Origin of the sequence: Mesorhizobium wenxiniae, assembly GCF_002284535.1 — a bacterium.
GTDB lineage: Bacteria > Pseudomonadota > Alphaproteobacteria > Rhizobiales > Rhizobiaceae > Mesorhizobium > Mesorhizobium wenxiniae.
Map to the genome: position 1 here is coordinate 248,341 of NZ_NPKH01000024.1, position 15,931 is coordinate 264,271.

Genomic DNA, 15,931 nt, shown 5'->3' on the forward strand with positions numbered 1-15,931 from the left:
CCATTTTAGAAAATCGTGGACTACCGAATCCGCGCGTCCATGATCTCGACAAAACGCGCGAAAAGACCAGCCTGCGATTTGATCTTGAGCTTGCGATAGATGTTGCGGCGGTGGACCTTTACGGTTCCCGGTACGATGCGCATCGCCCTGGCTATCGATTCCGTCGAATGTCCCTGAAGCACCAGATCGACGACATGCTTTTCGCGCGGTGTGAGCGAAAGGCTCTTCCAGATATGAGCACGTTCGAACTCGTTGACCGGCGCAATCGCCTCGTCCTGCTTCGTCTCTGCCGGTTCGTCGGCCGGAAGGGCCGGCCAGCGCAGCCTTGCGAAACCGATCACCGCCGGCGCCATGTCGCGCAGCAATCTGGCATCGGCGGTTCCGAAGGGTCCCGAAGCATGCAGTCGCATCAGCGAGACCACCAGCGCGTCTTTTCCCGGCAGCGGCACGAAGAAGCCGACCTCTTCGGCCAGTTTGGTCTGGCTATAGTAGGAGCGGTAATATTCGCTGGCATAGAAGCGGTCGGGCGCCAGCTCGCGCATGCGCCAAAAACCTTCCTTGCGCTCGACCGCCGCATGGTGGAACGGGTCGAGCAGATAAGGCCCCTCCTGATAGAGCGCGACGAAGACGTGGCTTTCGGCTGGCGAAAACGTCTCGAACAGCAGCGGCGGCCGCGAGGCGCCGCGATACCCGAAGACCACACAGTGATCGAAGCTGACATGCTGCCGCAGCCAGGTGACCATCGCCTTGCCGAAAAGCTCGCCGCTCGTCTCCCGTGTCGCAGCGATGAGCGCAGCGAGCTGGTTGTATTCGTCGCTGCGCGATACGTTCAATTTATACCCCTTTAAATGAGAAAATAGACCAAGTATACCACCTGCGAGGTATATACTAGTCACCGTTGGCTCTGATAGCGTCGTGAAAATCGCCTTCGCTGGAGCCCGCAGCTTTGACCGCAGTACCCGATATCGAGTTTCGCGGGGTCACCAAACGCTACGGCAGCGTGACTGCGGTCAGCGGCATCGATCTTGCCATCCCGCCATCTGCCTTTGTCGCTCTGCTCGGGCCGTCCGGCTGCGGCAAGACAACCTGCCTGCGCATGATCGGCGGCTTCGAACAGCCGAGCGAAGGTGCGGTGTTCATCCGCGGCCGCGATATGGCCGGCACGCCGCCCTACCGGCGGCCGGTCAACATGGTGTTCCAGCAATATGCGCTGTTCCCGCATCTGGATGTCGAGGACAACATCGCCTATGGGCTGCGCCAGGCGCGGCCGCGGTTGGCGTCGCGGGAGATCAGCCTGAGGGCAGGCGAGGCGCTCGCCATGGTGCGGCTTGCCGGCTACGGCCGCCGCAAGATCCACGAGCTTTCCGGTGGCCAGCAGCAGCGTGTCGCCTTGGCGCGCGCGCTGGTCAACAAGCCGGCGGTGCTGCTGCTCGACGAGCCGCTGGCGGCGCTCGACAAGAAGTTGCGCACAGACATGCAGATAGAGTTGCAGAACCTGCAGCGCGAGATCGGCATCACCTTCGTCCTTGTCACGCACGACCAGGAAGAAGCCCTGTCGATGAGCGATTTCGTCTGCGTCATGAATGGCGGGCGCATCGTCCAGCTCGGACAGCCCAGCGAAATCTATGACGAGCCCGCCGACCTGTTCGTCGCCGACTTCGTCGGCAAGACCAATCTCTTGAGCGGCAAGGTCGCCGGGCACTCGGGCAACCTCGTCGAGGTAGCGCTTGCCGACGGTACCGTCATAGCCGCGCGCAAGCGGACTTCGCTGCGGCAGGACGAAGCCGTTGCGGTCAGCCTGCGTCCTGAATCTTTAAGCCTCGGCGCGCCGGGAAGCGGCCGGCTCAACGGCATTATCCGCAACCGGATCTTTCTGGGCTCGACCGCGGAATATGCGATCGAGGTCGGGGGTATCGGAACGCTGCTCGCCAAGGCCGATCACCTGATCGGCAGTAAGAATCTCTTCAAGCCGGGTGAACCCGTCGCCATCGGCTTTACAGCCGGAACGCCGCTCGCGTTTCCGGACCCCAAGAACAACGGGACCAACCAGAGGGAAAACAAACATGTCGAAATCATATCGTGACGGACTGCCGATAAGCCCCGAAAAATTCGTCGATCAATTGATGCGCCTCAAGCGCGGTTCCATCGGCCGCCGCGAATTCCTTGGCCTCACCGGTCTTGGCATCGCAACGGCGGTGATGGCCCGCGAGCTCGGCATTATGCCCTCGCCGGCCTTCGCCCAAGGGGGTCTTGGCGACCGCATGTCGATCGCCACCTGGCCCAATTACCACGACCCGGCGACGTTCGAGAATTTCAAGGCCGAGACGGGCGTCGCCGTCGAGGTCAATGTGTTCGGGTCAAACGAGGAGATGCTGGCCAAGCTGCAGGCCGGCGCTTCTGGCTGGAGCCTTTTCGTGCCGACCAACTACACGATCTCCACCTATAAGAAACTCGACATCATCGAAGCGCTCGACATGGCCAAGCTCGCCAATTTCGACGGCTCGCAACAGGACCCACGCTTCACTGGGGAAGGCACGATCGACGGCGTGGCCTACGCAGTGCCGAAGAATTGGGGCACCACCGGCTTTGCCGTCAACACCAAGAAGCTCACCAAGCCGATGACGAGCTGGAAGGAATTCTGGGACACGGCTATGGCGGAAGGCGACGGCCGGACCATGGTTCATGATTACCAGCTCACCACGATCGGCAATGCGCTGAAATATTTCGGCTTCTCGTTCAACTCGCTGAAGCAGGACGAACTCGCCAAGGCGGAAGAATTGCTGCTGAAGGTCAAGCCGCATCTGTTCGCGGTTTCCAGCGATTATCAGCCGTCGATGCGTGCCGGCGACGCCTGGATGACGATGTGCTGGACTAATGACGGGGCACAGCTTCACCGCGACATTCCGGAGATCGCTTATGTGATTGGCAAGGAGGGCGGCGAGATCTGGACCGACTTCTACGCCATTCCGAAGGATGCGCCCAACAAGCCCGCCGGCTATGCCCTGCTCAACTACCTGATGGACCCAAAAGTCGCGGTCAAGGAGCACCTGGCCAACGGTGCGCCCTCCACCGATGCCCGGGTCAATGCGCTGCTGCCAAAGGAAGTGCTGGCCAATCCGATCCTCTACCCGGCGGCGGATCTGCTGAAGCCGCTGGAATTCGGTGCGGCTGCGACGCTGACCGATCCGGGCCGGGCCGAACTGATGGCGCGCTTCAAGTCGGCTTGAACCGGGCGGGCCATAGGTCCGATGCAGGCAACTCTACCGGCGGGCAGATGTCCGCCGGCACCGGGGCGGTTTTTCAATGCGCAGCAATGTCCTTCGTCACAATCTCCTGACCGCGCTGCTGCTCGGTCCAGCAACCGCGTGGCTGGTGGTCTTTCTGGTCCTGCCGTTCGTCGCGATCGCCGTTTTCAGCGTCGGCCAGCGGGCGCCGGAAGGCGGCTACCAGGCTGCTTTCACCTTGGCGCAATATGTCAATCTTCCGGCGCGGGCGACCGCCTTCTGGAATACGATGGTGCTGGCGCCGGCGGGCGCACTGGCCAGTCTTCTCGTCGCCTATCCGGTCGCCTATTACCTCGCCTTGCGCGCGCCGGAGCGGTGGCGGCTGATCCTGCTTGCGCTTGTCGTCATCCCGTTCTGGACCAGCCTACTGATGCGAACCTACGCCTGGATGTATATTCTGGGCGGGAGCGGCATCCCGGCATTGCTGGCCTATGGCGGGTTCGAAGATGTGCGGCTGATCAACACGCCGGGCGCAGTCCTGCTCGGCATCGTCTATGGCTATCTGCCGCTGATGATCCTGCCGATCTATGTCAGCCTCGAGCGGCTCGATCGCCGGCTGCTGGAAGCCTCCGCCGACCTCGGCGCGACACCAGTCTCGACATTCCTTGGTGTGACGCTGCGGCTGTCGCTGCCGGGTGTGATGACCGGCTTCTCGCTGGTCATGATCCTACTGCTCGGCGAATATCTGATTCCGACGCTGCTCGGCGGCGGCAAGGTCTTCTTCATCGGCAACGCGCTGGTCGACCTGTTCCTGCAATCGCGCAACTGGCCGTTCGGATCGGCAATCGCGATCACGCTGGTTCTGGTTTCGGTGGTGGTGCTGCTTGCCGCCAACCGCATTTCGACCCGGCTTTCGGGCGCGCGTCGGGTGGACCTGATCTGATGCGCGCCTTCGTCGTTGCGGTCTTTGCCTTCCTGTACCTGCCGATCGCGCTGGTGGTGCTGTTCTCCTTCAATGCCGGCCGTCACGCCAGCGAGCTCACCGGTTTTTCGGTGCAATGGTACGGCAAGGCGCTGTCGAACCCTTTCCTGGTCGAAGCGCTGAAGAACAGCCTGTTCATCGCCACCACCAGCGCGTTGCTCGCGGCGCTGTGCGGCACGGCGGCGGCGCTTGGCCTGGCGCGTGTCGGCGCGCGGACACGGGCCATATTCGATGCGCTTTTGGGTGCTGCGATCGTAGTTCCGGGCGTCGTCATCGGCATCTCGACGCTGGTCGCGCTCGTCCAGCTATTTGGGATCGTCAATCCGTTTCTCGCATCGCTGTGGCCGAACGACCAGCCGCCACGGCTGGCGCTTGGCTACGGGTCGATCATCGCCGCGCACGGCCTGTTTTCGATGGCGCTGGTGGCGATGATCGTCGGCACACGCCTCGGCAGCCTCGACCGCAATCTGGTCGAGGCTTCGAGTGATCTTTATGCCACCCCGCTGACAACTTTCCGCAGCATCGTGTTGCCGCAGATCATGCCGGCGGTGATCGCCGGCTTCCTGCTCGCCTTCACATTCTCCTTCGACGATTTCATCGTCGCCTTCTTCGTCGCCGGCGCGCAGACGACATTGCCGATCTATGTCTTTGCCTCGATCCGGCGCGGGGTCACTCCGGAAATCAACGCCATCGCGACGATCGTCCTCGTCGCCTCGGTGCTGCTTGTGGTGCTTGCCCAATGGCAACTGCGCCAACGCAAACCATCAAACTGAAAGTCGCATCATGATTCTGAGAGATCGCATCGCCGTGGTGACAGGCGCCGGGTCGGGCATCGGGCGCGCCGGCGCCATGATCATGGCCAGGGAAGGCGCGGTGGTGGTGATCGCCGACAGGGATCAACATGCGGGCGAAGCCACGGCTTCCGACATCCGAGCAGCCGGCGGCCGCGCCGAGGCGGTCGTTACCGATGTCGGCGAGGACGCGGCGGTCGAGCAACTCATAACGGATACACTCGGCAAACATGGTCGGATCGACATCCTGCACAACCATGCCGGGGTCCAGGTCGGCGGCACGCTGACCGAAGTCGGCGTCGACGGCATGGATGCCTCGTGGCGGATCAATGTGCGGGCGCAGTTCCTCGCTGCCAGGCTCGTCATGCCGTCGATGATCGAACAGGGCGGCGGCGTCATCCTGAATACCGCCTCGAATTCAGGTGTGTTCTACGACCGCGAGATGATCGCCTACGCAACCTCAAAACATGCCGTGGTGGCGATGACCCGGCAGATGTCGCTCGACTATGCCACGCACAATGTCCGCGTCAACGCACTCTGTCCGGGCTGGGTCGATACGCCCTTCAACGAGCCCTTCATCGCCCAGATGGGCGGGCGGGATGCGATCGAACGCTATGTCCGCACCAAGATTCCCATGCAGCGCTGGGCCAGCGCCGAAGAAATAGCCGAAGCGATCCTGTTTCTCGTCTCCGATCGCTCGTCATTCATGACCGGCCAGGCGCTGGTGATCGACGGCGGCGAAAGCATCGGCTGACATTTCGGGACAATGCGCCTGGCCGGGTCACCTCACACGTGCTTGCGGCCGCCGGCTTCGCGGAACCAGCTGTCGGGATAGGGATACCACCAGTCCTGGATCGCTGGTTTGTGGTCGATGATCACCATCTTCGAGCGGCGGAAGGCATCCAGCCCCTGGCGTCCAAGTTCGCGGCCGAGGCCCGACGCCTTCCAGCCACCGAACGGCAGTGCGTCATTGTCGATCAGCGGATTGTTGACCCAGACCATGCCGGCCTCGAGCCGCTCCGCAGCCTCATGCGCTTCGGCAAGATCGGTGGTGAAGACCGAGGCGCCGAGCCCGAACGGGCTGTCATTGGCAAGCTCTATCGCTTCATCGAAATCCTTGACCCGGTAGATCGCGGCGACCGGTCCGAAACACTCTTCGCGCACGATCGTCATGTCTGGAGTGATGCCGGTCAGGATTGTCGGCTCGTAGAACCAGCCAACATTGTGCGCCGGCGGAATGCGTCCGCCGGTGACCGCCTTGGCGCCGCTTCGGATCGCATCGTCGACCAGCCGCATGACTTTCGCCCGCGCCGCCTCGCTGACCAGCGGCCCGATCTCGGTCTTGTCGAGGCCGTTGCCGATGCGCAGCGTCCGTGTCTTCTCGGCAAACAGATCGACAAAGCGATCGTGAATGGCATCGACGACGAAGAACCGTTCGGCCGAAGTGCAGACCTGGCCGGTGAGGTGGAACGCGGCGGTGACGCTGCCGGCCGCCGCCACGTCCAGCGGGGCGTGTTGGCTGATGATCAGCGGATCGCTGCCGCCGGCCTCGATCACGCAAGGCTTCATGCGCTCGGCGCAGGCGACGGCAACGGCCTTGCCGGCGGCGACCGAGCCGGTGAAGGCGACCGCATGGGTACGGTCGGAAGCGATCAGCGCCTGTGCGGTGGCCGCCCCGCCGGGGAGGCAGGAAATCAGGCCCTCCGGCAGTGAGCGGAACACCTTGAAATAATCCAGCGTCGACAATGTCGTCGCCTCGGCCGGCTTGATCACGCAGGCATTGCCGGCGGCAAGCGAAGCGGCGACGGTCCAGCACATCAACAGGATCGGAAAGTTGTAGGGCATGATATGCACCGACGTGCCGTAGGGCTCGTAGCGCGCATATTGGAACGAACCGGCCTGCGTCGTGCCGGCGACCTTGCCGGCGTCGTCACGCGCCATTTCGGCGTAATAGCGGAAGATCGGTGCGCAATTGGCGATCTCGCCGATCGCTTCCGGATAGGGCTTGCCCATCTCGCGCACCATCAGCTCGGCGCAGCGCGTGAAATCGGCCGCCTCGATAGCGTTGGCGACGGCATGCAGGTGTCTGGCGCGGCTCTTGGCGTCGAGCTTCTTCCACGCCGTTTGCGCCTTGGTCGCCGCGGTGAGCACGGCGTCGATCTCGCCATCGGCTGCGGCAGCGATGGCGCCCACGGTTTCCAGCGTCGCCGGATCGATTACTGGTTTTGCCGCACCGGTCATCGGCCGATAATCCGGATTGACGAAAAAGGTTGGCCGGTCAGCGGAGAATTCCATGGTCTTCCTTTCAACCCGCTCAGCGGATCATGTAGACCTTCTTGATCGTCTCGTGGACAGTGCAAACGCCCTTCCAGTCCTGCGGAAAGAACGCCGCAGTATCTGGTTCGATCTCGATCACCTCGCCGGATTCGTGGACATAGGTGCAGCGTCCCTCGAGGAAATGGCAGAACTCGTCGCGGGTGACATGGCAGTGCCATTTGCCTGGGGTGCAGACCCATAGCCCGCATTCGGAGCGGCCCTCCGGTCCCTTGTGCAGCAGCTTGCCGGAGGTGCGGGATTCGCCCTCGATCATGGTGGGGATGACGCCCCAGTCGACCAGGTCGGTGAGGGCGAGCGGCGATTTCATGATCGGTGTCGGCATGTCGTGAAGCTCCAGTGGCTGGCTTCAGGCCAGCATGTAGATGTTGCGAATGGTTTCGTGGACGGTGCATTCACCCGCCCAGCCGGCCGGGAACATGACCACCGTGGCGGCGGAGACGTCTATCACCTCGCCGTCATCTGATCGGTAGGTCGCGCGGCCGGCAACGAAATGGCACAATTCGTCGCGCGGAATCGCCAGCCGCCAACGGCCGGGCGTGCAGACCCAGATGCCGGATTCCGGCTGGTTGTTCGGCCCCTTGTGGACCAGCCTGCCGGCCGAGTGCGAAGCACCTTCCAGCACATTGGGCTGGGTGCCCCAGTCGATGAGGTCGGCGCGGGTGGAAGCCTGGTGGAGATGTGGCGCGGAGGAGGTCATGTGGGTACTCCGTTGGTGCGACGCTCATTTTCGAGAGGCCTTCGCTCTACGGCGCCCCCCTCTGTCCTACCGGACATCTCCCCCACTTGGGGGGAGATCGGCAGCCTCGCCGAGAGCGCCCCATTTGCGAAGTTGGCGATGCCGAAAGCACTGATGACAGCCAATCTCCCCTCCTTGTGGGGGAGATGTCCGGCAGGACAGAGGGGGGCGCGAAGGAACGCCATACCCATAAGCCCGGTCACAGAAGTTTCTCCAGCAGCCCCGCCGCTTTCTCCGGGCCGTTCTGCGATTGCATCTGCGCCGATGTCCTAGCCAATTTGGCCTTGATTGCCGGGTCCGTCAGGCAGGTTTCGATCTTGGCGATCAGCTCGGCATCGCTCCAGTCGTAGCGCGGCATGCCGAAGCCGTGGCCGGTCTCCTCGACCCTCGTCGCATTGTCGTGGCCATCCCAGACATAGGGCATGATGATCGCCGGCTTGCCGAAGTAGAGACACTCGGTGAACGAGTTGTTGCCACCATGGTGGATCACCGCATCGACCAGCGGGATGACCGAGGGCTGCGGAAACCAGCTCTCGACGATGACGTTTACGGGCACTTGCGCGTACTGGTCCTTGTATCCCCCGACATTGACCAGCGCCCGGTAGCGCGTCTTGCCCAGCGTCGCGATGATGCGCTTCAGCAGATCGACATCGCCGGCGCCAAGGCTGCCGAAGGAAACGTAGAGCAGCGGCCCGTCATTGTTTTTCGCGAAGGTCGGCACGGTGTAGGGCTTCTCCTGCCGCACGCAGCCTTCCAGATACTGAAATTTTGCCGGGTCGAGCGGATGGCGGCGCTTGAACTTTGCCGCCTCGGGATAGAGCAGCAGGTTGAGATAGGGCGAAGCCTCGAAGAACTGGCCGATCGGATACGGCGCCTCGTTGTTCGCCTTTAGGAACGCGTTGAAGTCGTCATGGATCGGCTTGATGACCGCGTTGAAATGATCGCGGTAGCGCCGATGGCAGGCGTGGTCATTCTCACCGCAGCCGGACAGATGCGGCGGGATATCCTCGTCCTCGATTTCGTTTTCCGAGCAGGAGATGACGCGCACCCACGGCTTGCCATACTGCTTGATCGGCGGGAACAGGATGACGTTGTCGACGCAGATAACATCCGGCTTGATCGTCGCAAGAACACCAGGCAGGTCCTTCTCAGCCCATTTGGCGCTGTCAACAATCGCCGCCCAGCAATCCTTCACGTAGTTGTCGACCTGGTCGTAGGGCGACTTGCGGAAGTTCGGGATGTGGCCGTTGATGAAGTCTTCCCAGAACTTTGCCATCTGGTCGGGCGGCATCGGCTCGGACAGGTTCACCGGATGAGCTTCGAAGCCGTAGCCCTTGTAGACATCGAGGAAACCAGGGTCCGACAGGAACACCGCTCTGTGGCCGTGCGCCTCGACCGCCTGGGCGATGCCGACCGAATTGAGCGCCGGGCCGTAGGCTGCTTCCGGAAAAAACGCGATCGTCTTCTGAGCCATCAAGCTTCTCCTTCCAATCAATCTGCGAAAATTCTGACGTCGGCGGCATCCCAGCCGAGTTCGACCGCATCGCCTGACGAGACCGGGCGCCGGTCGGCGGCGTCGGCGGTGACGCGCACCAGGAACGGCTTTGGCGACAGAGCGGTGCGGACATGCAGCTGCAGGTCGAGCCCGTGATAGGCGAGCGCCTCGACGGTGCCGGCGATCCGGTTGGCTGTCTCTGGCGACGGGAAAAGCCGGATTCGCTCGGGCCGCACTGAAGCGACCGCCGCTGCGCCGGAAGCAAGAGGCGAGGGAACCGTTCCGACGATCCGTGTGCCGTCCGCTGCCTTCACCCCGTCGGCGGTGGCCTTGCCCGGCACGAAATTCATCACGCCGATGAAGTCGGCGACGAAACGGTCGGCGGGATGCTCGTAGACCGCATGCGGCGTGTCGCATTGCAGCAGCTTGCCGTCTCTCAGCACCGCCATGCGGTCGGCCATGACAAGCGATTCCTCCTGGTCATGGGTGACGATGACGAAGGTGATGCCGACCTCGTGCTGCAGGCGCTTCAGCTCCAGCTGCATGGCGCCGCGCAATTTCCTGTCGAGCGCGCCGAGCGGCTCGTCGAGCAGCAGCAGCCGCGGCCGCTTGACCAGCGCCCGGGCAAGCGCGACGCGCTGCTTCTGCCCGCCCGACAGTTGCTCCGGCTTGCGGTCGGCGAAAGGAATGAGCTCGGTCGTCGCCAGGATGGCGTCGACGCGGGAGCGGATTTCCTTTGCCGGCAAGCGTTCCATTTCGAGGCCGTAGGAGACGTTGGCCCTGACGCTCATATGCGGAAACAGCGCATAAGACTGGAACATCAGATTGACCGGCCGCTTGTTGGGCGGCGTCCTGGCGATGTCGTGCCCGTCGAGCAGGATGCGCCCGTGATTGGGCGTCTCGAAGCCGGCCAGCATGCGCAGCAGCGTGGTCTTGCCGCAGCCCGAAGGTCCAAGCAAGGCGAAGAACTCGTTCTCGCGGATTTCGAGCGAAATGCGGTCGACGGCGGTCACCCGGCCGAAATTCTTCGACACCTTGTCGATCGCCAGCAGCGTGCGGGGTTCGCTCATTGGCCGATCACCCCGCGGTTGAGCCGCTGCGACAGGGTTAGCGCGGTGATGCTGACCGCCATGACGATGGTCGCCAATGCGTTTATCTCCGGGGTGATGCCGAAGCGGATCATCGAATAGATCTGCATCGGCAGCGTAGTCGAGGCGCGGCCGGCGCCTGATGTGAAGAAGGCGATGATGAACTCGTCGACCGAAAGCGTGAAGGCGAGCAGCGCACCGGCGACGACCGCCGGCAGGATGACCGGCAATGTCACCCGCCTGAAGGTGGTGAGCGCGGAGGCGCCGAGATCGGCGGAGGCCTCGACGATCGACCAGTCGAAGCTCTTCAGCCGCGCGCGCACCACCGAACAGACGAAGGCGAGGTTGAAGACGACATGGGCGAGGATGATGGTGTGCAGGCCCAGGGTGAAATCGAGCAAAGAGAAGAAGCTGAGCAGCGCGATCGCCAGCACGATGTCGGGAATGATCATCGGCGCAAAGATCAGCGCCTCGAGGCCGCTCCCATATTGCCGGCGTATTTCGACACCGATCGCCAGCAGCGTGCCGAGCAAGGTGGCGATTGCCGTCGAGACGAGCGCCACGATCAGCGTGTTGAGGGCAGCGGAAAGGATCGCGGCGTTTCCGACCAACGAGGCATACCATTTCAGTGAAAAGCCCGACCAGACGGTCGGCAGCCCGCCTTGGTTGAAAGACAGCGCCACCAGCACCGCGATCGGGATGTAGAGAAAGGCAAAGACCAGCGAAAGCACAAGCCAGAGCGTGCGCCGCGTGGCGGGGGAGCGCTCAGCCATCGGCGCCTCCTTTCGCCTCGGCGGCACGGCCTGCGGCGCGATCCGCAGCCAGGGCCTGCGCCGTCAGCACTAGCAGCATTATGGCGATCAGCGCCATGGCAAGTGCGGCGCCGAAGGGCCAGTCATTGGCGGTCAGGAACTGGTCGTAGACGAGATTGCCGATCATCTGGAAGCGGCCGCCGCCGAGTAGCGCCGGCGTGACGAAATTGCCGATCGACAGCACGAAGACGAACACCGCCCCGGCGGCGATGCCCGGCACCGTCAACGGCAGGATGACCCGGCGAAATGTGGTCATCGCCGAAGCGCCGAGGTCGCGTGAGGCCTCGGCGAGCTCCGGATTGAGACGCGACAGCGGCGCGTAACAGGCCAGGATGACGAAGGGCAGGTAATTGTAGACCAGACCGGCAATGACGGCGCCTTCGGTATAAAGCATCGACGGCGGCTCGCCGGTGTAGCCGAACCAGCGCAAGAGCTGAGTGATCAATCCTTCGCGGTTGAGCAAAACGATCCAGGCATAGGTGCGGATCAGGTAATTGGACCAGAAAGGCAAGACGGCGAAGAACAGGAACACAGGCTGCAGCCGGCGCGGTGCTGCCGCGATCGCGTAGGCGGCGGCATAGCCGATCACCACCGCGATCAGGGTTGCCGTGCCGGCGATGCGCGCCGAATTGAGGAAGATGCCAGCATAGAGCGGGTCGAACACCAATCCGAAATTCTCTAGCGTGAACGTGTATTCGATGCCGCCATAGATGCCGCGCCGGAAGAAGGCGAGCGCCAACACCAGCGCGCATGGCACCACCATCAAGGCAGTGAGCCAGGCCAGCGCCGGCGCCATCAGCAAGGAAGAGCGAAGTCTGATTTGGGACACCATTGCGATACCGCACTCGACGGTCGGCGGCGGAAGCCCGCCGTCGACCGTGATCTCTGACTTTGATGCCGATTACTGCGCGGCCTTGATCTCGCTCACGATCTTCGAATAGTCGCGCTGGGCATCGCCGACGTCGCGCAACTGCTCGAACTTGACCAGCTCGGCCACGGGCATGCTCATATTCGGGAACTTGGCGAGGAAATCGGCCGGCAGGCTTTCCATAGCCGGCTTGTTCGGCACCTTGTAGTCGATGTTCTGGGCCGCCCAGGCGTGGTTCTTGGCGTCCAGCATGAAGTTGATGAACTGGAAGACGGCGTCCTTGTTCGCCGAAGCCTTCATCACCACCATCGTGTCGACCCACAGGTCCGAGCCTTCTTTGGGGATGACGTATTTGATCTCAGGCTTCTCGGCGATGCCATAATTGCACCAGCCATCCCATGCCTGCACCATCAACGCCTCGCCGGAGACCAGCTTCGAGTAGAAGGTGGTGTCGTCATAGGCGAGCAAGGTCTTCTTGGCCGAGATCAGCAGGTCCTTGACCTCGGCGAGCTTGGCCGGATCGGTCTCGTTGACCGAATAGCCCTTGGCGAGTTGGCCGGCGGCCAGCAGCCAGCGGTCGGTCGCCAGCATGGTGGTCTTGCCCTTGAGGTCGTCGGAGGGGGCGAGAAGATCGTTCCAGCTGGCCGGCTCGGTCTTGACCAGATCCGAGCGGTAGCAGAGGCCGGTGGTGCCCCAAGTGTAGGGCACGGAGAAATTGTTGCCGGCATCGTGCGGCAGCTTCGTCGCCTCGGGATAGAGATTGGCAAGGTTGGGGATCTTCGCGTGGTCGATCGCCTCGATCAGGCCGAGCTTGTTCAGCACTTCGGCAAAGGGCGAGGAGACGAAGACCACGTCATAGCCCTTGCCGCCCGAAGCCACGAGCTTGCCCATGATCTCCTCATTGGTGGCGTGAACCACGACTTCGCCGGAAACGCCGGTTGCGGCCTTGAAGGCGGCCATGGCATCCGGCGCCATGTAGCCGTCCCAGTTGGAAATGACGAGGTCGGCGGCGGCCGCCGGCGCCGACAACGCCAGGGCGAGACCAAGCGCGACCGAAGATATCTTTAACGGATGGCGCAGGCGGGTTGAGGCGGTCATGACAGACTCCCATTCTGGTTGATCGTCGCATTCAATCAATCGTCGGACCAGCGCTTGCGACCATGCCGCCGCTTCGATCCTGTTCCCCGGTCTTTTTGTTGCCGTTTGACCTCACAGTACTATTGCAGAAAAAAGTACGTCAATCCATAATTTGGCACGTCGCTGCGAAATCGCCGAACGCGCTATAAGCGCGATCGGTCAGGCCGTAGCGGTCAAGCCGTTCATGAGAAATCGCCATGCAAGCCGCCGCCAGACGACCGCGCACCAACCATCTCGATCTCGCTCAGCGCATTCTCGATGTGGCCCGGCAGCGCGGCTTCGAGGCCGGCGCTCATCTCCCGGAACAGCAGATCGCCTCGCTGTGCAACGTATCTCGAACCCCGGTGCGCGCCGCTTTGCGCCTGCTCACCGAAAGGGGTGTCGTGCGCTGGGAGGCTGAATCGGGCTATCGGCTGGCCGTCGACCTCACCAACCAGGCGACCGTTTCAGCCGACCTGCCGAGCGCCGAGGAAGACGAGCTCGCGGAGATGATCCTGCGCGATCGATCGGCGCGCCGGCTGGATCAAACGGTGACCATCGGCGCGCTGATGCGGCGCTATAGTGCCGAACGAAAGACGGTACTAAAATCGCTAAAGAAACTGACGGAGGAAAATCTTCTGGACCGTGCACCGGGGCAGGCCTGGCTGTTCAGGCGGGCGCCTGACGATCCGGAGGCACAAGGGGAAAGCTATGAGTTCCGCCTGCTGCTGGAACCCGCCGCCATTCTGGCGCCCGGCTTTCGGCTGGACGGGACGCGCGCGGCAGCCTTGCGCCAGGGCATGGAAACGCTGCTGGCGCTGCCCGATGCCGCCTTCGATATCAGAGAGTTCCAGCGGCTGGACATCGATTTTCATGGCATGATCGCCGACGGCGCCGCCAACCGGTTCGTCACCGACGCGCTGTCCGACCATCTCAGGCTGCGCCGGCTTCCGGGAACCTATGCCGGCGTCAACGTCTTCCGGCTGAAGCAATCGCTGCGCGAGCACCTGTCCATACTCGACCAATTGGAAAGCCGGCAGTATGAGGTTGCAGCCGATCTGCTTCGCGTCCACCTGCGGCTCTCCCGCAGCCAGCGGCCGCAGGCGGCCAGTCGTGGGGCCCCCGCATTGTTCGGCATGATCAGCCGGCCGGACTCACGAGGACCGTAGTGACGCGCAAAGCCAGCCCGACCATAGCGCTGTTTCCCGAAGCGAGCTTCGGCGCCGCGCTCAATTGCGTCGGTATCGCGCAAGCCTTGCGCGCCCGTGGCGCCCGGCCGGTGTTCATCTGTCACGCCGGCTTTTCCGGTGTGTTCGCCGACTATGGTTTTCAGGAATACCAGTTGCCGACCGACGAGCCGCTGACCGACAGCGAACGCCAGAGCTACTGGCAAGCTTTCGTGCGCCGGCATCTGCCGCATTTCAGGCTGAGCCCGATCGATCAGCTCGAAACCTACGTCGCCCCGACCTGGGAAGCGATCGTCGATACCGCGGTCAATGCCGAGGCGCCGCTGCGCCAATTGCTGGCCCGGCTGAAGCCGGACGCCGTGGTGCTCGACAATGTCATCATGTTTCCGGCGCTGGCCGCCGCCGGCTGCCCATGGGTGCGCGTCGTCTCCTGCGCCGAGACCGAGCTTCCCGACGCCGATGTACCACCCTATCTGTCCGGTCTCGCCGCCGACGACCCAAGCCGCGCGGCCTTCGAGGCGCGCTATCTGGCAGCGGTCGCTCCGGCGCATGATCGGTTCAACCGGCTTCGGATCGACGCCGGTCTTGCGCCCTTGCCGAAGGGCGTTTTTCTCGAAGCTTCGCCCGACCTCAATTTGCTGCTGACCCCAACAATCGTGCGCAGGCAGCGCGCCGAGCAGCTCGACCCGGCCCGCTTCGTCTATCTCGAAGGCTGCGTCCGTTCGGAAGGGCCGTTCGATGTGCCGGTCTTTCCGCGCAATGACGGGCCGCTGGTCTATCTCAGCTTCGGCAGCCTGGGCGCCATGGATGTCGGCCTGATCGAGCGCATGCTTGCCGTGTTCGACCGGCTTCCGGCTCGGTTCATCGTCAATGTCGGCGGTCTGCGCGACACCTATCGCGCGGTTCCGGACAATGTCTATCTCGACGCCTGGCTTCCGCAGCCGTCGGTCGTCGCGAAATCCGATCTCTTCATCCATCACGGCGGCAACAACAGCTTTTGCGAAGCGCTGCGTTTCGGCGTGCCGTCGCTGATCATGCCCTATTGCTGGGACGGGCATGACAATGCGCGACGCGCTGAGGAAACCGGCGTTGGCCGCCACATCAGCCGCGACGGCTGGAGCGACGATGAACTGGAAAATGCCATCCTTGGCCTAATGGCCGACAGCGGGATGCGCTTTCGCCTCAAGGAGAATGCGGTCACCATGGCACGGGCGCCGGGAACCGAAATCGCCGCCGAAGCCATTCTCGCCCTCGTAAGGACGTGACCTGATGCTCAACACCACGACAACGGATGC

General features: G+C 63.0%; 16 protein-coding genes. 7 read left to right on the plus strand and 9 right to left on the minus strand.

What is annotated here, in order from left to right:
• Positions 1 to 20: 20 nt before the first annotated feature.
• Complete coding sequence (locus CIT31_RS20575) at positions 21 to 833, minus strand: response regulator transcription factor (protein WP_029349248.1); 813 nt, start codon at positions 831 to 833, stop codon at positions 21 to 23.
• 113 nt (positions 834 to 946) lie between these two features.
• Here CIT31_RS20575 and CIT31_RS20580 point away from each other — a divergent pair, with 113 nt between their 5' ends.
• The 5 genes from CIT31_RS20580 (at position 947) to CIT31_RS20600 (ending at position 5,751) form a co-directional block, all read left to right on the plus strand.
• Positions 947 to 2,083 (plus strand): ABC transporter ATP-binding protein, encoded by a 1,137-nt coding sequence (locus tag CIT31_RS20580; RefSeq protein ID WP_095520116.1) that lies wholly within the window; start codon positions 947 to 949, stop codon positions 2,081 to 2,083.
• Positions 2,064 to 3,227, plus strand: coding sequence for an ABC transporter substrate-binding protein (locus tag CIT31_RS20585; protein WP_095520117.1), 1,164 nt, complete (start codon positions 2,064 to 2,066; stop codon positions 3,225 to 3,227). Before CIT31_RS20580 ends, CIT31_RS20585 begins: the two co-directional genes overlap by 20 nt.
• A gap of 76 nt (positions 3,228 to 3,303) precedes the next feature.
• Positions 3,304 to 4,167, plus strand: a complete 864-nt coding sequence (locus CIT31_RS20590) for an ABC transporter permease (protein WP_095520118.1) — start codon at positions 3,304 to 3,306, stop codon at positions 4,165 to 4,167.
• Positions 4,167 to 4,979 (plus strand): ABC transporter permease, encoded by an 813-nt coding sequence (locus CIT31_RS20595; protein WP_095520119.1) that lies wholly within the window; start codon positions 4,167 to 4,169, stop codon positions 4,977 to 4,979. The genes CIT31_RS20590 and CIT31_RS20595 overlap by 1 nt, the downstream gene beginning before the upstream one ends.
• Positions 4,980 to 4,989: 10 nt before the next feature.
• Positions 4,990 to 5,751 (plus strand): SDR family NAD(P)-dependent oxidoreductase, encoded by a 762-nt coding sequence (locus CIT31_RS20600; protein WP_095520120.1) that lies wholly within the window; start codon positions 4,990 to 4,992, stop codon positions 5,749 to 5,751.
• A 32-nt stretch (positions 5,752 to 5,783) separates the two neighbouring features.
• Here the strand turns inward: CIT31_RS20600 and CIT31_RS20605 are convergent, their stop codons facing one another.
• The 8 genes from CIT31_RS20605 to CIT31_RS20645 form a co-directional block, all read right to left on the minus strand.
• Positions 5,784 to 7,292: an aldehyde dehydrogenase family protein gene (locus tag CIT31_RS20605; RefSeq protein WP_095520121.1), complete on the minus strand. Its 1,509-nt coding sequence runs from the start codon at positions 7,290 to 7,292 to the stop codon at positions 5,784 to 5,786.
• Positions 7,293 to 7,311: 19 nt separating this feature from the next.
• A complete protein-coding gene (locus tag CIT31_RS20610) occupies positions 7,312 to 7,656 on the minus strand; it encodes a cupin domain-containing protein (RefSeq protein WP_023800538.1) in 345 nt (114 codons plus the stop codon).
• Between the two features lie 24 nt (positions 7,657 to 7,680).
• On the minus strand, positions 7,681 to 8,031 hold the full coding sequence (locus CIT31_RS20615; protein ID WP_029349233.1) for a cupin domain-containing protein: 351 nt from the start codon (positions 8,029 to 8,031) through the stop codon (positions 7,681 to 7,683).
• Between the two features lie 238 nt (positions 8,032 to 8,269).
• Entirely contained in the window at positions 8,270 to 9,544 is a 1,275-nt protein-coding gene (locus tag CIT31_RS20625) for a glycosyltransferase (RefSeq protein ID WP_095520122.1), read from the minus strand.
• Positions 9,545 to 9,561: 17 nt separating this feature from the next.
• Positions 9,562 to 10,635 carry an ABC transporter ATP-binding protein gene (locus CIT31_RS20630; protein WP_095520123.1) on the minus strand — a complete coding sequence of 358 codons (1,074 nt, stop codon included), beginning with the start codon at positions 10,633 to 10,635 and terminating at the stop codon, positions 9,562 to 9,564.
• The gene (locus CIT31_RS20635) at positions 10,632 to 11,426 is read right to left on the minus strand and encodes an ABC transporter permease (protein ID WP_065007328.1); all 795 of its coding nucleotides are present in this window, start codon (positions 11,424 to 11,426) and stop codon (positions 10,632 to 10,634) included. Before CIT31_RS20635 ends, CIT31_RS20630 begins: the two co-directional genes overlap by 4 nt.
• Positions 11,419 to 12,261 (minus strand): ABC transporter permease, encoded by an 843-nt coding sequence (locus tag CIT31_RS20640; protein ID WP_095520124.1) that lies wholly within the window; start codon positions 12,259 to 12,261, stop codon positions 11,419 to 11,421. The genes CIT31_RS20635 and CIT31_RS20640 overlap by 8 nt, the downstream gene beginning before the upstream one ends.
• Positions 12,262 to 12,366: 105 nt before the next feature.
• Positions 12,367 to 13,431, minus strand: a complete 1,065-nt coding sequence (locus CIT31_RS20645) for a polyamine ABC transporter substrate-binding protein (RefSeq protein WP_095520125.1) — start codon at positions 13,429 to 13,431, stop codon at positions 12,367 to 12,369.
• 236 nt (positions 13,432 to 13,667) lie between these two features.
• On the opposite strand from CIT31_RS20645, the gene CIT31_RS20650 reads away from it, so the two are divergent.
• Together CIT31_RS20650 and CIT31_RS20655 are read left to right on the plus strand one after the other, a co-directional pair.
• Entirely contained in the window at positions 13,668 to 14,618 is a 951-nt protein-coding gene (locus CIT31_RS20650; protein ID WP_095520126.1) for a GntR family transcriptional regulator, read from the plus strand.
• Positions 14,618 to 15,901, plus strand: a complete 1,284-nt coding sequence (locus tag CIT31_RS20655) for a glycosyltransferase (protein ID WP_095520127.1) — start codon at positions 14,618 to 14,620, stop codon at positions 15,899 to 15,901. The genes CIT31_RS20650 and CIT31_RS20655 overlap by 1 nt, the downstream gene beginning before the upstream one ends.
• Positions 15,902 to 15,931 lie beyond the last annotated feature (30 nt).

Bases quoted from the DNA above. Each gene is read 5' to 3' on its own strand.
- CIT31_RS20640 (WP_095520124.1), bottom strand. From the start codon at position 12,261: ATGGCGCCGGCGCTGGCCTGGCTCACTGCCTTGATGGTGGTGCCATGC.
- CIT31_RS20610 (WP_023800538.1), bottom strand. From the start codon at position 7,656: ATGCCGACACCGATCATGAAATCGCCGCTCGCCCTCACCGACCTGGTC.
- CIT31_RS20600 (WP_095520120.1), top strand. From the start codon at position 4,990: ATGATTCTGAGAGATCGCATCGCCGTGGTGACAGGCGCCGGGTCGGGC.
- CIT31_RS20590 (WP_095520118.1), top strand. From the start codon at position 3,304: ATGCGCAGCAATGTCCTTCGTCACAATCTCCTGACCGCGCTGCTGCTC.
- CIT31_RS20605 (WP_095520121.1), bottom strand. From the start codon at position 7,292: ATGGAATTCTCCGCTGACCGGCCAACCTTTTTCGTCAATCCGGATTAT.
- CIT31_RS20585 (WP_095520117.1), top strand. From the start codon at position 2,064: ATGTCGAAATCATATCGTGACGGACTGCCGATAAGCCCCGAAAAATTC.
- CIT31_RS20615 (WP_029349233.1), bottom strand. From the start codon at position 8,031: ATGACCTCCTCCGCGCCACATCTCCACCAGGCTTCCACCCGCGCCGAC.
- CIT31_RS20630 (WP_095520123.1), bottom strand. From the start codon at position 10,635: ATGAGCGAACCCCGCACGCTGCTGGCGATCGACAAGGTGTCGAAGAAT.
- CIT31_RS20595 (WP_095520119.1), top strand. From the start codon at position 4,167: ATGCGCGCCTTCGTCGTTGCGGTCTTTGCCTTCCTGTACCTGCCGATC.
- CIT31_RS20645 (WP_095520125.1), bottom strand. From the start codon at position 13,431: ATGACCGCCTCAACCCGCCTGCGCCATCCGTTAAAGATATCTTCGGTC.
- CIT31_RS20625 (WP_095520122.1), bottom strand. From the start codon at position 9,544: ATGGCTCAGAAGACGATCGCGTTTTTTCCGGAAGCAGCCTACGGCCCG.
- CIT31_RS20635 (WP_065007328.1), bottom strand. From the start codon at position 11,426: ATGGCTGAGCGCTCCCCCGCCACGCGGCGCACGCTCTGGCTTGTGCTT.
- CIT31_RS20650 (WP_095520126.1), top strand. From the start codon at position 13,668: ATGCAAGCCGCCGCCAGACGACCGCGCACCAACCATCTCGATCTCGCT.